Genomic DNA, 16,090 nt, shown 5'->3' on the forward strand with positions numbered 1-16,090 from the left:
GTTAACGATATACTCAGGTTTCTGCGTCAACCGACAGCTTCACGGTAGCCAGGAATCCCAATGCCAAGACCATCATTCGTGTCCCGTTCGATCACGCCAACGCTTGGAATCTTCTTCTGGACGCTCGTCGGGATCGCGGGGTTTGTGAGCGCCGCGACCGCTGACGACGACGCCTGGTGGCAGAAAGTCCAGGCCGACATCGCCGACGGCGAGTATGCCGTCCGCCAGCAGGTCGACGAGCAGGGGAGCCGACTCCAGGCGCCCAATCGTGCCCAGGGGTTTCGCTCGACGTTCGACCGTCGTGGCGTGAGCCTCGAGCCCCGTGACGTCGTTCGATCGACGCTTGCCGACGATGCGTGGTCCTGGGGTCTGAGCCTGACGCGAATCTCTCGGGGCGGGATCGGCCGACAGGACGTCGAGGCGCTGGCGCCGATCGCCGATCGCAGGGCACCGAATCGCGTCCACTACCCACGTGCCGGTCACGACGAGTGGTTCGTCAACGACCCCGAGGGGCTTGAGCACGGCTTCACGTTCTACACACCGCCGAGACCCGGCGGCGAGAAGACCGGCGACCTCCGCCTGGAGTTGGAGCTGAGCGGAACTCTGTCCGCGCGACTGGACTCGGACCGGAGGGGAGCCGATTTTCTCGACGCCTCGGGGCAACGTCGCCTTCGCTATGCCGGACTACAAGTTAACGATGCGACCGGTGCCGAGCTGTCGGCCTGGATGGAAGCCTGGAACCGAGCCGGTCGGCGGGGACTGACGATCCGCGTCGACGATCGTGATGCGGTCTACCCCATCGTCGTGGATCCTCTGGCGACGGTGCCCGGTTGGACCAGCGACGGCGACCTCGCCGGCGCTGCTCACGGCGCCGCGGCGACCGGTGTGGGCGATGTCAACGACGACGGCTTCGATGACATCGTCGTTGCAGCACCCCGGTTTGACGGCGGACTCGTCGACGAGGGGCGGGTGCAGCTGTTCCTCGGCGCCGCTGGCGGCCCGGGCACGACCCCGGCATGGACCGTGGAAGGCGAGCAGGCGGGGGCCCTGTTCGGCTCCTCCGTCGCTGCGGCCGGCGATCTGAATGGAGATGGCATCGCGGATCTCGCGATCGGTGCCGAGGCCTATCTGACCGGCGGCGGGGGTCGTGACGGAGCCGCGTACGCCTATCTGGGATCCTCCTCCGGACCCGCATTGGTCGCCGACTGGATGGTCGAGAGCCCGCTCGGGATGACGCTCGGTGACGATCGTTTCGGTGCCAGCGTCGCCGCGGCCGGTGACATCGACGGAGACGGCTTCGGGGACCTGATCATCGGGGCGCCCGGCTACGGCCAACCGGAATCCGCGGAGGGCGCCGCGGCCCTGTTCCTCGGCTCCGCCGTCTTGCCGGCGACGACCCCTGCATGGCTTTTCGAGGGCGATCAGATCGACGCAGCGGTGGGAACATCCGTTGCCTGGGCCGGCGACATCAATGGTGACGGCTTCGCGGATGTGGTCGTGGGTGCCCCCGGGTACAACGACCTACCCGTCGGTGAGGGGACCGCGTTCGCCTTCTACGGTGGCGCAGGCGGCCTCGCGTCGACGCCCGACTGGAGCTTTGACTCCAACCAACCGGACGCCGGGCTCGGTGGTTCCGTCGCGTCTGCCGGTGACGTCAACGGCGACGGTTTCTCCGACGTCATTGTCGGCGCAGAAGGCTTCGATGCGGCGACGGTCGATAGCGGCCGGTCGTTCGTCTTTCACGGCTCGGCCGCCGGCCTGTCGGTCGGACCCGACTGGTTTCGCTCACCGTTCCAACCTCAGGGCAGTCTCGGTGGGCTGCGTTCCGGTCGTTCCGTCGCCTCCGCGGGGGACATCAACGGCGACGGTTACGCCGATGTGATCGTCGGCATCCCGTTTGGCAACGCCAACGATTCCGATGGGGCCGTCGAGGCGTTCTACGGTTCCTCCGACGGCCTCGCGCTGCAACGGGCGTGGATCGCCAGCGGTGGTCAGACCGGCTCCGAGTTCGGGGCGCAGGTGGCGACGGCCGGGGACGTCAACGGGGACGGGTTCTCCGATCTGCTCGTCGGTGCCCCGGCGTTCGACGATGTCGCGATCGACGAGGGCCGGACACACCTCTTCTTCGGCGGACCGGAGGGTCCAGCCACCGACGCGAGCTGGCAGGTCGACGGGATGGCCGACTTCGACCAGCTCGGTCGTTCGGTCTCGGGTGCCGGTGATGTGAACGGCGACGGGTTCGCCGACGTCATCGTCGGTGCATACCTGGTCGATGGCGTGGGTCCCCAGAGCGGTCGCGCCCTGGTCTATCACGGCAACCCGTCGGGGCTATCCGCCATGGCGGACTGGAGTGCCGATGGGGATCGAGCGGAAGGCCTGTTCGGATACTCGGTCAGCGGGCTGGGAGACATCAATGGCGACGGGTACGACGACGTGGCGGTCGGTGCGGCGTTTCACGACAACGGAGAATCGGACGAGGGTCGGGTGTTTGTCTATCACGGGTCGCCGACGGGACTCGCGGCGATACCGGCCTGGGATGCCGAGGGCGATCAAATCGATGCGCTCTTCGGTGCCGCAGTGGCCGGTGCCGGTGACGTCAACGGAGACGGCTATGCCGATCTCCTGATCGGCGCGGTCCTTCATGACGAGATGTTCGAGGACGAGGGCCGAGCGTTGGTCTACCACGGGAGTGCCGACGGGCTCTCTCTGGTTGCGGACTGGACCGCCGATGGAGCACAGGCCGAGGCCCTCCTTGGACGATCCGTCGCCGGCGCAGGCGACATCAACGGAGATGGCTACGATGACGTCGTCGTCGGATTGCCGCGTTACGACGACGGCCAGTTCGATGAGGGGCAGGCCCGCCTGTATCTCGGTTCTGCCGGCGGGCTCGATAGCTCTGCTGTGTGGACGTTCAGTGGAGATCAGACACAGGCCTTGCTAGGGAATTCCGTGACGGGCGTGGGCGATATCAACGGCGATGGATTTGCCGATGTGGTGATCGGCGCGCCCCTTCAGGAGAACGGCGAAATCGACGAGGGGTGTGCGTTCGCCTTTTACGGGTCCGCCGCCGGACTTCCCGTGGATCCGAACTGGATCGGGGAGTCGGATCAGGTGTCGGCCCAGTTTGGCTTCTCCGTCTCCGGTGCAGGAGATGTGAACGGTGACGGACACGCGGACCTGATCGTAGGATCCTATCGATTCGACGAGCTCGTGCCGGACGCCGGTCGGGCGTTCGTCTATCTGGGTACGGATACCGGATTTCCCACGACGCCTTCGTGGTCCGTCGGTTCGGACCAGGTGTTCGGTTCCTTCGGTTATTCGGTTTCCTCCGCCGGAGACGTCAACGGAGACGGCGTCGCCGACCTGATCATCGGCGCGTTGCAGTACGACGAGGCCGCTACCGATGGCGGTTCGGCGTTTCTGTACTTCGGCAACGACGGCGCCGGGACGACGATCGGGGCACAGCAACGCCGAGACGACGACCTGGCTCCGATCGGCTCCCCGGGTGTGAGCGACGTCGTGGATGGTTTCCGATTGGCGGCGATCGGGAGATCTCCGATGGGTCGCGGACGCGTGCGACTGGAGTCCGAGGTCAAGCCATCCGGCATGCAGTTCGACGGTAGTCAAACCGGCGGCGGAGCATGGCTCGACAGTGGCCTGGTCGGCGCGTCGTTCAGCGAGACGGTCACCGGACTGCCGGGCGACACGGCGTATCACTGGCGTGCCCGAATCCGGTACGAACCGCTGACGTCTCCATTTCAGAGGCATGGACGATGGGTCAACGTCCCCGATCGCGGTCAGGAAGAGCGCGACCTGGTGCTCCGCGATTGCGTCGACGTGGACGGCGATGGATACGGTGTTACTGGAAGCCCCGCCTGTCCCGCCGGCGGTTCGCGGGACTGTGACGACGATGACTCGGGCGTGTTCGCCGGCGCGACACAGGTTTGTGACGGGCTCAATACCGATTGTCTCGATCCTGCCTGGCCCGCACTTCAAGACTTCGATGACGACGGTGACGAAGATCTCTGCGACAACTGCACCGACCAGGATGACGATGGGTTCGGCGATCCGGGATTCGGCAACGGTTGTGCCGACGACAACTGTCCGCGGGTTTCTAATCTCACCCAGGCCGATGGCGACGCCGACGGCGCCGGCGATGCCTGCGATACCTGCCCCGGGATCTCGGATCCGGGCCAGGCGGATGCCGATTTCGACGGTCGTGGCGACGCCTGCGACATCTGTCCGGCCGTGGGCAACGCCGGACAGTTCGATGGCGACGGCGACGGGCTCGGCGATGCCTGTGATCTCTGTCCGTTCCTCAGCGGTGGGGCCAATCTGGACAGCGACGGGGACGGAGTGGGCGAGCCGTGCGATCTATGTCCGGCGACCGCGGATGCGTTTCAGGTCGACACCGATGGCGATCTCGCCGGTGACGAGTGCGATCTTGATGACGACGCCGACGGGCTCGACGATGATGTCGACAACTGTGTCGTCGCAGCCAACCCGCTTCAGGAAGATGTCGATGAGGACGGTGTCGGGGATCTCTGCGACAACTGCCCGATGACGGCCAATACCAACCAATTCGATTTCGATCTCGACGGTATCGGGGTCCTCTGCGACACCTGTGTCGATAGCGACGGCGACGGCTTTGGCGACTTCGGGTCTGTCACCACCGATTGCCCCGAAGAGGACGACCTGTGCGTTCAGGACCCGCTGAACGATATCGATGGCGATCTTGTCTGCGGCAATCTCGATAGCTGCCCGTTTGCCGCCAACGCGTTGCAAGACTGTGACATGGACGCGAACACCGCTGACATGCAGTGCGACGATGACTCGGACGATGTGGGTAACGTTTGCGATAACTGTCCCACGTTCGCAAACCCGGACCAGCGCGATACCGATCGTGACGGGGTAGGGGACCGCTGCGATCTCGACGACGACAACGACGGTGTCGATGACGTCGATGACCCGGATCCGGACGGCGACGGCGTATTGACCGACTTCGACGGTGACGGAGAGTACGAGCCCTGTGGGAGTGGCGGGCACCTGGGGTGTGACGACAATTGCGCGAGTGTGGCCAACGGGAATCAACGCGACGTCGATTCAGACCTCGTGGGCGATGCCTGTGACGATGACGACGGGCAGGTCGAGGGGCTGAACGTCGATACGATCGAGGTCGCGGGGCAGCGCATCGTGTACATGGACTGGCGGCCGGAGACGAGTGCGGCGTTCTACCTGGTCTATCGCGGGGATATCGCGAATGTCGCCGTGAACGCCGGCGATTGCTTCGGACCGCCGCTGCTCCTCGCCGAACGGATCCTGCAGGACACCCCTGCGCCCGGCGCCGGGTTCTTCTACCTGGTCGGAACCCGCGGGAACGCGGGGGACGGCTCGTTGGGTCTGGACGGCCGGCAGCGGGCACGTCGACCCGGAACGACCTGTTCGTTGGTCCCGAGTTAGCCGGGCGTCGTCTCGGCCATCAACAACATGGTGGTTGGGTCCAACGCCAGCTTCAATTCCGAGACATCCGTGTTCTCGTGATCCTTGTGTAGGCCGACATGGACGGCGTTTCCGTCGTGGGCCATGGTCAGGATCACGTCCACCGAACCCTCGAGCCGAGCAATCGGTTCCGGGACGCCTCGGGAGTTGCGCTCCGCACTGCGGGTCGTCACGGCAGACATCCACAGCTCGCAGTGGAATTCCGAGGCGATCTCTCGCAGTTTCGCGAGGTCCTCGTCGCTGCTGGATGCGAAGGGGAAGCCCTCGAGGATGATGGCCGTAGGCTCGAAATTGTCGGTCTCTTTCCAGAAGTTGACGATCTCCTTCAGCTTGGCGGGGCTGAAGTTCACGGCGCGCGAGCATTGGATGCGACGATTACGCTCGCAGTCGAGACGGGCCTGCCACACATCCTCGAGTTCCTGCGAATGCGCCAGGTCCTGGAAGATGTCGTCGTAGAACGCGACGACCTTCTCGAGTGGCTGGTCGAGGGTGACGTGCAGCACGTTCTTCCCGCGCATCAGGTCGTCGAGGGCCACGCCGACAAGAAAAGCCGTCTTGCCGACGCCGTGTCGGGCGATGACGACGCCGAGTTTGCCGAGCCCGAGCCCACCGTGCATGGACTGCTCGAGGACGCGCAACGGGCTTCGATCATTAGTTCTTTTCGGTGCATTTCAAATGACTCCAGGAAGCCGTCAGGCGTTGGCCTTTTCCTTGCGATATTTCTCGATGAGCTCTTCCGAGATCTCATTGGGAACGGGGGCGTACTTCGCGAACTCCATCGTGTACTCCGCCTTGCCCTGGGTCGCGGACCGCAGGTCGGTGGAGTATCCGAACATCTCGGAGAGCGGGACATCCGCGTCGACGCGAACGAAGCCCTCTTCCTCGGTTGTGCCGGCGATGACCGCGCGGCGTTGCATGACCGTCTTCACGAACACGCCCTGGAACTCTCCCGGGCCCTCGATGGAGACTCTCATGATCGGTTCCAGGATGACGGGCTTGGCCCTCATGTAGACCTCGCGGAAGGCACCACGACCGGCGGCCTGGAACGCGTTGTCCGACGAGTCCACTGCATGGGAGTTGCCGTCGTTGATGTCGACGCGAAGTCCCGTGACCGGGAAGCCGATGAGGAGACCGGTCTTCATCATCGACTTGAAGCCCTTGTCCACCGAGGGGATGTACTCGCCGGGGATCGCCCCACCGCGAATACTGTCGACAAACTCGTAGTCGCCGTTCTCCATCGGTTCGATGTAACCGGCGACACGGCCGTACTGGCCGGCACCACCGGTCTGCTTCTTGTGCGTGTAGTTGAACTCGGCCCGCCGACTGATCGCCTCGCGGTAGGCCACCTGCGGGGCGCCGACCTCGACCTCGGCCTTGTACTCGCGCTTCATCCGTTCGACGTAGACGTCGAGGTGAAGCTCGCCCATTCCGGAGATGATCGTCTCCAGCGACTCCTCATCCACCCGGCTGCGGAACGTCGGGTCTTCCTTCATGAATCGATTGAGCGCCTTGGCGAGGTTGGCCTCTGCCTTGCGATCTTTCGCCTTGATCGAGAGATGGATGACCGGCTCCGGCACATGCATCGACGTCATCGCGACCCGGCGGCCATTGGTGAAGGTGTCGCCCGATGCGCAATCGATGCCGAACAGGGCGACGATGTCACCGGCGCTGGCGTGAGTGATGTCTTCCATCTCGTCCGAATGCATGCGGACCAGACGACCGACACGGACACCCTTGCCCGTCCGCGTGTTGACGATCTCGTCTCCCTTCTTGAGGGAGCCCTCGTAGAGGCGGACGTAGGTCAACTGACCGAATCGACCCTCTTCAAGCTTGAACGCGAGAGAAACCAACGGCTTCGACGGATCGCTGTGCAGCGGAACGGGTTTCTCGTCGTCCTCGATGTCGATGGCGACGTTTTCGATCTCGTCGGGAGCAGGGAGGAACGCGTTGACCGCGTCGAGCAGCAGTTGGACACCCTTGTTCTTGTAGGCGGAGCCCATCAGCACCGGAGTGAGGCCGAGGGAGAGTACGCCACGACGGATGGCCGTCCGTAGCATCTCGTTGTCCACCTTCTCTTCCAGGATGGCCTCCATCAGTTCGTCGGAGTGCATCGAGGCTGCATCTAGAAGGATCTCACGATACTCGGTCGCACGCTCGACCATATCTTCCGGAACATCCTCGACCCGGATCGTTTCCCCTGCCTCGCCGTCGAAATAGGAGGCTTTCATCTCGATGAGGTCCACGACGCCGACGTGTTTGTCCTCGAGCCCGATCGGGAGCTGCAGGAGGACCGCGTTCAGCTTCAGCTTTTCGCGAAGCTCCCCGCAGACCTTGATCGGGTTGGCACCCGACCGATCGAGTTTGTTGACAAACGCCAGGCGCGGCACCTTGTAGCGACGCATCTGCCGATCGACGGTGATCGACTGGGACTGAACGCCGGCCACGGAGCAGAGCACCAGAACCGCGCCATCCAGCACACGCAGCGATCGTTCAACTTCGATGGTGAAGTCGACGTGACCGGGGGTGTCGATGATGTTGATGTGGTGGTCTTTCCACTCACAGTGGGTCGCGGCCGAGGCAATGGTGATGCCACGCTCACGCTCCAACTCCATCGAATCCATCTTTGCCCCGACGCCGTCTTTACCCTTGACGTCGTGAATCTTGCGGATTCGGTTTGTGTAGAACAGAACACGTTCGGTCAGCGTCGTCTTGCCCGAGTCGATATGGGCGCTGATGCCGATGTTCCTGAGCTTGCTGAGATCCTGGCTCACGGTACTACCTTTCGTCGAGTTTCCGTTTCCACACGCCTCGACGGATCGATGCGAGGTGTCGGTCGGGAATACCTGACTCTTGGTTTGGGAAGGCCCGCCTTCGCACACCGATGCGTCGCGGTGCCGGTCTCTCCGATTACATGGAATGGCGACCCACGGGGGACGGCCATCCGACCGGGCGGCATTCTAGCGAATACCGACGTTTTCCGCACGGGGTCCGATCAACCGTCCTCGGTTCGGGCCAGGCTGGCGCGGACCAGGTCCCGATTGAGCCTGGCGATGAACTCGACCCCGATCTCCTTGGGGCAGGCGTTCTGGCAGGCGCCATGGTTGGTGCAGCTGCCGAAACCCTCCTCGTCCATCTGGGCCACCATCCCCCGAACCCGGTCGGTCCGTTCGGGGCGGCCCTGGGGCAGGAGGTTCAGATGGCCCGATTTTGCCGCGGTGAACAGCATCGCCGAGGCGTTGGGGCAGGCGGCGACGCAGGCCCCACAGCCGATGCAGGACGAGGCATCGAGCGCCTTCTCGGTGACCTCCTTGGCGATGGGGAGGGCATTGGCGTCGGGGGCGTTTCCGGTGTTGACCGACACAAAGCCCCCGGACTGGACGATCCGATCGAAGGCCGACCGATCGACGACAAGATCTCGCTGGACCGGGAAGGCCTGGGCCCGCCATGGCTCGACCCACACCTCCTGCCCGTCCGTGAAGCTACGCATGTGCAGCTGGCAGGTGGTCGTCGCGCGTCGAGGCCCGTGGGGTGCGCCGTTGATCACCATGCCGCAGGAGCCGCAGATGCCCTCGCGGCAGTCGTGATCGAAGGCGACGGGGTCCTGGCCCTCGCCGGCGAGTCGCTCGTTGAGAACGTCCAGCATCTCCAGGAACGATGCGTGCTCGCTGATCTCCTGGACTTCATAGCGCACGAAGCGACCGGCGTCGTCCCGCCCCGATTGACGCCACACGTGGAGGATCAGGTTCATTTGTAACTCCGCTGCGCCAGTGCCACGTTCTCGAAGACCAGAGGCTCGCGATGGTGGCTGGGGGTCGCACCCTCACCTTCGTGGGCCCAGACGGAGGCGTAGGCGTAGTCCTCGTCGTTCCGGAGCGCCTCCCCCTCTTCCGTCTGGTATTCCTCGCGGAAGTGGGCGCCGCAAGACTCGTTTCGACCGAGTGCGTCGCGACACATCAGCTCTGCCAGCTCGAAGAAGTCGGCGACGCGACCCGCGTTCTCCAGCTGTTGGTTCAGCTCCGCCCCGTTCCCCGGAACCGTGATGTCGGCCCAGAACTGCTGACGCAGTTGAGCGATCTTGCCGATGGCATCCTCGAGGCCGGCGCGATTGCGGGACATCCCGCAGTGATTCCAGACGATGCGCCCGAGCTCCCGGTGGAACGAGTCGGCGGTGCGCGAGCCCTTGTTCTCGATGAAATGCTTGATCCGGGCACCGACCTCTGTCTCGACCTGCTTGCACACGCCGTCCTCGGGATCGACACCGTGTCGCGGTTTCCGGGCGAGGTAGTCGCCGATGGTGTAGGGCAGGATGAAGTAGCCGTCCGCCAGACCCTGCATCAGTGCGCTGGCACCGAGCCGATTGGCACCGTGATCGGAGAAGTTGGCCTCGCCGATCGTAAACAGACCCGGAACGGTGGTCATCAGGTTGTAGTCGACCCACAGACCGCCCATCGAGTAGTGGGGCGCCGGATAGATCCGCATCGGGGTCTCGACCGGACTCTCGCCGGTGATTCGCTGATACATGTCGAACAGGTTGCCGTAACGCTCGCGTACCACCGATTCGCCCAGGCGGGAGATGGCATCCGCGAAATCGAGGTAGACGCCGTTCTTGAGCTCGCCGACGCCGTGACCCCGATCGACCATCTCCTTGGCACGCCGTGACGAGATGTCTCTTGGGCTCAGGTTGCCGAAGCTGGGGTAGATCCGCTCCAGGTAGTAGTCCCGTTCCGCATCCGGAATCTCGGCAGGCGTCCGCCGATCCTCGCCGGTCCGCGGAACCCAGATGCGGCCATCGTTACGCAACGACTCGCTCATCAGCGTCAGCTTCGACTGGTACTCGCCGCTGGCCGGAATACAGGTGGGGTGGATCTGGGTGAAGCAGGGGTTGGCGAAGCCGGCGCCACGTCGATGGGCACGCCACCCGGCTGTGACGTTGCAGGCCATCGCATTCGTCGAGAGGTAGAAGACGTTGCAGTACCCGCCGGTCGCAAGCACGACGGCATCGGCCGTAAAGGAACGGATCGACCCGGTGGTCAGGTTTCGCGTGACGATGCCGCAGGCGCGCCCCTCATGGACGATCACGTCGAGCATCTCGGTGCGGGTATGCATCTGGACTCTACCGGCGGCGATCTGCCGAGAGAGGGCCTGGTAGGCACCGAGGAGCAGTTGCTGACCCGTCTGCCCGCGGGCGTAGAACGTGCGGGAGACCTGTGCGCCGCCGAAGCTGCGATTCGCCAGGAGCCCACCGTAGTCACGCGCAAACGGAACACCCTGTGCGACGCATTGATCGATGATGTTGACGCTGACCTGCGCCAGGCGGTGCACGTTGGCCTCGCGCGACCGAAAGTCGCCACCCTTGACCGTGTCGTAGAACAACCGAAACACGCTGTCGCCGTCGTTCTGGTAGTTCTTGGCTGCGTTGATGCCCCCCTGCGCCGCGATGCTGTGGGCACGTCTCGGGCTGTCATGAAACGTGAAGCACTGAACCCCGTAGCCCAGTTCGGCCATCGTGGCCGATGCGGAGGCGCCGGCGAGACCGGAGCCGACGACGATGACATTGAAACGACGCTTGTTGGCAGGATTGACGAGTTTTAGATCGAAGCGGTGGCGATCCCACTTGTCGGCGATCGGACCACCCGGGACGCGTGCGTTCAATTCCATATCAAATCTCGATGATTCGCGGCTGGCCCATTAGCGAACCAGTCCGGTCAGCACGGCAAGCGGGATAGAAATGTTTCCGGTCGCGACGATGATGGCGAAGCCGGCGGCGACAGGGCGTCGACATCGAACCACCCATGGCGTCTCGATGCCCAGCGTCTGGGTCATGCTCCAGACGCCGTGATACAGGTGGAGCGATAGCGGGATCATCGCGAAAACGTAGGCCAGCGCGATGGGCCACTGGCGGAATCCGAAGACGACCCGGGCATAGACGGAATGTTCATCATCGGCAGGCATGTGTACGACGCCGAGCGTCAGGTGCAGCAAGTGATAGACGATGAACGCCAGGACGATCAGCCCTCCCCATCGCATCGTTCGCGAGGCGTAGCTGAATGCCAGGTCGTTGTCCTTGCGATAGTTCACCGGTCTGGCGCCGCGGCTCAGTCGGGTCAGTGAGGCCGCGCAGCGGATATGAACGGCGACCGCAATCAGCAGAGCCAGGCGCGCCAACCAGAGAGCCTGGTGCGAGCCGAGTATCGGGGCCCCCATCACCTCCAGGAACTCCGCGTAGGCATCGTACTTGTCGGCCCCCTGATAGATCTTCAGGTTGCCCAGCATGTGGAAGAAGACGAAGCCGAGAAGGGCGAACCCTGACAGGGCCATCAGGAGCTTCTTTCCCACCGTGCTGTCGAGGAGTTTCAGTGCGCGACGCATTGCGTGCCGGATGATAAGGCAATCCCTCAAGGAGGTGCAAGAATCGCGTGCGATAATGGACAGTACGGGAGTCCGATGCAGCGAGTCGTTGACCGATTGTGTGAGCATGAGACGTTGGGTCGAATGGTGTCCCATGTTCGGCGACTGGAAGGTGTTGAGGCACGCTACGCCAAGCCGAACGAGCCCCTCCCTTCCAATCTTCAGGAGGCTCTTGGCGAATTAGGGATCTCCCGGCTCTACAGTCATCAGGCGCGCGGCCTGGACCACGTTCGCGACCAACGCAACGTTCTGCTGGCCACACCCACCGCTTCGGGGAAGACGCTCCTGTTTGCGACCTCGGTGCTCGAGCAGATTCAGCGATCGCCGGGTTCCCGGGCGTTGATCGTCTACCCGACCAAGGCGCTGGCCCAGGACCAGTTGACGGCGTTTCGGCGCATGACCGGGGCGCTGGGGGCACTTCGGCCTCCAAGATTCGAGATCTACGACGGCGATACGCCCCAGTCGACTCGGCGTCGGATGCGTGCGGATCCCCCCGATGTCCTCTTGACGAATCCTGACATGCTGCACTACGGGCTCCTGGCCCATCACGAGTCCTGGTCGGAGTTCCTGTCCCGGCTGACGTTCATCGTGTTCGACGAATTGCACGTCTATCGCGGGATATTCGGAGCCCATGTCCACCACATCGTTCGTCGGCTCAAGCGTCTTGCCCGGCAGTACGGGGCGACGCCACGGCTGATCGCGGCCTCTGCGACCGTTGCAAGACCGGGCGAGTTTGCGCAGACCCTCCTTGGCGAACCGTTCGAGGTGGTCACCGAATCGGGGGCCCCGACGGCAGCGCGGACCGTGATGTTCGTCAACCCGGTGACGGTCTCGCCGTACACCACGGCGGTCCGTGTGCTCGGAGAGGTGATCGACGCCGGACTCAAGACCATCGCATTCACCCGTGCCCGGCGAGTGACGGAACTCCTCCACAGCTGGGTGGTTCGGCAGAATCCGGAGTTGGCGGATCGCGTCGCACCGTACCGTGCGGGATACCTGCCCGAGGAGCGGCGGGCTCTGGAGCGACGGTTGTTCAGCGGTCAACTCGCGGCCGTGTTCTCGACGAGTGCCCTGGAGCTCGGGATCGACGTCGGCGCGCTGGACTGCTGTCTGCTGGTCGGCTATCCCGGGTCTCTCATCTCGTCGTGGCAGCGGATCGGTCGTGTCGGGCGTTCGGGCCGAGAAGGACTGGTCGTGCAGGTGGCGATGCCCGACGCGCTGGATCAATACATGATCCGGCACCCCGATCGATTCTTCGACGGCGAGTTCGAGGAGGCGGTACTCGATCCGCATAACCCCATGATCGCGGGACCGCACCTTGTCTGTGCGGCGGCCGAGAGCCCCCTGCAGCGTCACGAGGTGCAGGACGGGTCCGCACGCACGGAGTCCATGGTCGCCGAGATGACCCGTGACGGTCGTCTCGTGCAGGACGCGGGCGGCGAGCAGCTGTTCTCTCCGGGGCGTCGACCGCACCGCGACGTGCGACCGCGGGGTGCGGCGGCACCGTTCACGATCCTGGATGCAGAATCGGGTAAGGCGATCGGCTCCGTGGATGGCGCTCGCGTCTATCAGGAATGTCACGCCGGCGCGGTCTATCTCCACGGCGGCCAGTCGTTCCATGTCGAGCGGCTCGATGTCGATCGTCACGAGGTGCATGCCCGCCGCCGACGGGTCGACTACTTCACGGTCGTCCAGGGTGAGAAAGAGACCGAGATCCTGGAGGAGCTGGAAACCGGCCGGGTCGGTCCATTTCCGGTCTCGCTGGGACGTCTCAAGGTGACCGTTCGCGTTCGCGGTTACCAGAAGAAGCGACTCTTCGATGGCGAGACGATCTCCCAGCATTCACTCGAGGCCCCGCCCAGGATCTTCGAGACGGTCGGACTCTGGGTCGCTCTGCCCACCGAGCTGCCGGCCGCCTTCACCGCAGAGGAACACCACTTCATGGGTTCGATCCACGCGACGGAGCATGCGGCCATCGGGTTGTTTCCGTTGATGGCCATCTCCGACCGAGGCGATATCGGCGGGATCTCGTATACGGGGCATCCGCAGCTCGGTCGTCCGGCCATCTTCATCTACGACGGTGTTCCAGGTGGCGTCGGGCTGGCCGAGAGGGCGTTCCACGATCTGCCACGCCTTCTGGAGCGGACCCATGGGTTGATCGCCGCCTGCGAGTGCGAGGACGGTTGTCCCGGTTGCATCCAGTCGCCGCGCTGTGGCAATGGGAACAAGCCACTGGACAAGTCGGGGGCGCTGAGGGTCCTCGAGCTTCTCACGGGACAGGTCGCTGCGGAACGCTACGGTCTGGACTCCGCCGCGATCGAAGCGGAGCAGCCCGAGGTCCAACCCTATCGAGCGCCGGCGGAAGAGGATGCCGCGGGTTCTCGTCATGGGGTGCGGCGATCCGGGAACATCGACCCCGTCGCGAGGGTCGGTGGGCGTACCCTGATCTTCGATCTGGAAACGCAGCGGTCGGCAGAGGAGGTCGGTGGGTGGAATCGGGCGGATCGAATGGGGTTGGCGTTGGCCGTCGTCTACGACGTCGAACGCAGCGCATTCCGAACCTACCACGAGCACGATATTGACGCGTTGCTCCTGGATCTCGTGATGGCCGATCGGGTCGTCGGGTTCAATATCGACCGATTCGACATGCTGGTTCTGAAGGGTTGTACCGATCGCGACTTGAATCGCATCCGAACGTTTGACATGTTGGCCGACATCCACGATCGACTTCACTTTCGATTGTCGTTGGCCCACCTGAGCGAGGCGAACCTCGGTGAGTCCAAGGGTGGCGACGGTCTGCAGAGTCTTGTCTGGTGGAAGGAAGGACGTATCGATCTGATTGAGCAATACTGTAAGAAGGATGTTGATCTGACCCATCGGCTCTACCGACTGGGCTGCGAACAGGGATTTCTGCTCTACCGCAATCGGGACGAGCAACTCCTCCGGTTACCGGTGGACTGGGGACGAAGCGGGGTGGAAGCGTGATGTTCAGAAGATGCGTGTTCGGCGTTATGGCCCTGTCTCTCGCGGTCGTGGGGTGCGATCGGTCGGCTCCGACCACCCGGATGGTTTCGGTGGCTCCACCGCCCGACTGGTCGCACCAGATCGAGCATGGCCGTCAGCAGCGCGAGGCCAACTTTCGCACGGAGGCGTGGAGTCCAATCCCGGCTGCTTCTCGTGCGACCTTCGAGGGGCTTCAGTTCTTCCCGGCGGATTCTCGTTTCTACTTCATCGGTTCCGTGACGCGGTACGCCGAACCCGAACGTCTTCCGATGGTGACCACCACCGGTCAGACCCGGGAAGCGGAGCGAGTGGGCTGGCTGGAGTTCGAACTGGACGGCAACCTGCACCGGCTGCAGGTCTATCGCATGCTCGATACCGATCATGGCGAGTCCGAGGGTCTGTTCCTGCCGTTCGCCGACGGCACCACCGGATCCGAGACCTATCCCGCCGGACGCTACCTCGAGCTGCGGGGACCGGACCATGGACCGTATGTTCTCGACTTCAACGGTGCGTACAACCCGTACTGTGCCTACGGCGAACCGGAGCGTTACGCCTGCCCACGTACCCCCGAGGAGAATCGACTGTCGGTGTCGGTCGAGGCTGGCGAGCGAGGCTTTGAGGTCGATGGCGACCCGTCCTGACATCCTCCGTCCGATCTTCCTTCTGGGTTTCATGGGGGCGGGCAAGAGCACCGTCGGTCCCATCGTCGCCCGACATCTGGGGCTCCCGTTCGTCGACACCGACGCATTGATCGAATCGCGGGAGGGACGATCGATCCGACAGATCTTCGCCGAGGACGGCGAGGCCGTTTTTCGCCGGCTGGAGTCCGATCGACTCGAGGAGCTCCTGGGTGCCGGACCGGCGGTGGTCGCCACCGGGGGAGGGGTTTACCAAAGTTTTTCCGTGCGTCGATCCCTCCACCGCCACGGAACGACGGTCTGGCTGGATGTTCCCTGGCAGGTCGTCGGTCAGCGGGTTCCTCGCGGGGACGATCGCCCGCTCTTCAAATCGGATTATTCGCCGGAATTCAGGGCTTTTTTCGAAAAACGGCGAGCCTGCTACGCCCTGGCGGCGGTCCGGGTTGACGCGGGGTCGGGGAGTGCCGAGGAGGTGGCCCGACGGATCGTCGTCGGGCTGGGTCTCAGCAAGCAATACCCGTAGTTTCCTGAGATTTTTGTTG

The 16,090-nt window shown here is 64.0% G+C and carries 9 protein-coding genes; 4 read left to right on the plus strand and 5 right to left on the minus strand.

What is annotated here, in order from left to right:
- The first annotated feature begins 60 nt into the window (after positions 1–60).
- Positions 61–5,460, plus strand: a complete 5,400-nt coding sequence (locus tag OES25_10555; GenBank protein MDH3628079.1) for a VCBS repeat-containing protein — start codon at positions 61–63, stop codon at positions 5,458–5,460.
- Here the strand turns inward: OES25_10555 and OES25_10560 are convergent.
- The 5 genes from OES25_10560 to OES25_10580 all read right to left on the minus strand — a co-directional run bounded on the left by OES25_10560 (position 5,457) and on the right by OES25_10580 (position 11,868).
- Positions 5,457–6,137 (minus strand): hypothetical protein, encoded by a 681-nt coding sequence (locus tag OES25_10560; GenBank protein ID MDH3628080.1) that lies wholly within the window; start codon positions 6,135–6,137, stop codon positions 5,457–5,459. The two genes, OES25_10555 and OES25_10560, sit on opposite strands and share 4 nt — an antisense overlap.
- A gap of 54 nt (positions 6,138–6,191) precedes the next feature.
- Complete coding sequence (gene fusA / locus OES25_10565) at positions 6,192–8,270, minus strand: elongation factor G (protein MDH3628081.1); 2,079 nt, start codon at positions 8,268–8,270, stop codon at positions 6,192–6,194.
- Positions 8,271–8,491: 221 nt separating this feature from the next.
- Positions 8,492–9,247, minus strand: a complete 756-nt coding sequence (locus OES25_10570) for a succinate dehydrogenase/fumarate reductase iron-sulfur subunit (GenBank protein ID MDH3628082.1) — start codon at positions 9,245–9,247, stop codon at positions 8,492–8,494.
- A complete protein-coding gene (locus tag OES25_10575) occupies positions 9,244–11,157 on the minus strand; it encodes a fumarate reductase/succinate dehydrogenase flavoprotein subunit (GenBank protein ID MDH3628083.1) in 1,914 nt (637 codons plus the stop codon). Before OES25_10575 ends, OES25_10570 begins: the two co-directional genes overlap by 4 nt.
- Before the next feature lie 30 nt (positions 11,158–11,187).
- Positions 11,188–11,868 carry a succinate dehydrogenase cytochrome b subunit gene (locus OES25_10580; GenBank protein ID MDH3628084.1) on the minus strand — a complete coding sequence of 227 codons (681 nt, stop codon included), beginning with the start codon at positions 11,866–11,868 and terminating at the stop codon, positions 11,188–11,190.
- 75 nt (positions 11,869–11,943) lie between these two features.
- On the opposite strand from OES25_10580, the gene OES25_10585 reads away from it, so the two are divergent.
- The 3 genes from OES25_10585 (at position 11,944) to OES25_10595 (ending at position 16,071) form a co-directional block, all read left to right on the plus strand.
- Positions 11,944–14,892 (plus strand): DEAD/DEAH box helicase, encoded by a 2,949-nt coding sequence (locus OES25_10585; protein ID MDH3628085.1) that lies wholly within the window; start codon positions 11,944–11,946, stop codon positions 14,890–14,892.
- A gap of 89 nt (positions 14,893–14,981) precedes the next feature.
- Positions 14,982–15,551, plus strand: coding sequence for a DUF1684 domain-containing protein (locus OES25_10590; GenBank protein ID MDH3628086.1), 570 nt, complete (start codon positions 14,982–14,984; stop codon positions 15,549–15,551).
- Entirely contained in the window at positions 15,535–16,071 is a 537-nt protein-coding gene (locus tag OES25_10595; protein MDH3628087.1) for a shikimate kinase, read from the plus strand. The genes OES25_10590 and OES25_10595 overlap by 17 nt, the downstream gene beginning before the upstream one ends.
- Positions 16,072–16,090 lie beyond the last annotated feature (19 nt).

It is taken from the genome of Acidobacteriota bacterium (assembly GCA_029861955.1).
GTDB lineage: Bacteria > Acidobacteriota > Polarisedimenticolia > Polarisedimenticolales > Polarisedimenticolaceae > JAOTYK01.

Coding starts and splice junctions, on each gene's coding strand:
- OES25_10585 (MDH3628085.1), top strand. CDS start 11,944: ATGCAGCGAGTCGTTGACCGATTGTGTGAGCATGAGACGTTGGGTCGA.
- OES25_10580 (MDH3628084.1), bottom strand. CDS start 11,868: ATGCGTCGCGCACTGAAACTCCTCGACAGCACGGTGGGAAAGAAGCTC.
- OES25_10570 (MDH3628082.1), bottom strand. CDS start 9,247: ATGAACCTGATCCTCCACGTGTGGCGTCAATCGGGGCGGGACGACGCC.
- OES25_10555 (MDH3628079.1), top strand. CDS start 61: ATGCCAAGACCATCATTCGTGTCCCGTTCGATCACGCCAACGCTTGGA.
- OES25_10575 (MDH3628083.1), bottom strand. CDS start 11,157: ATGGAATTGAACGCACGCGTCCCGGGTGGTCCGATCGCCGACAAGTGG.
- OES25_10595 (MDH3628087.1), top strand. CDS start 15,535: ATGGCGACCCGTCCTGACATCCTCCGTCCGATCTTCCTTCTGGGTTTC.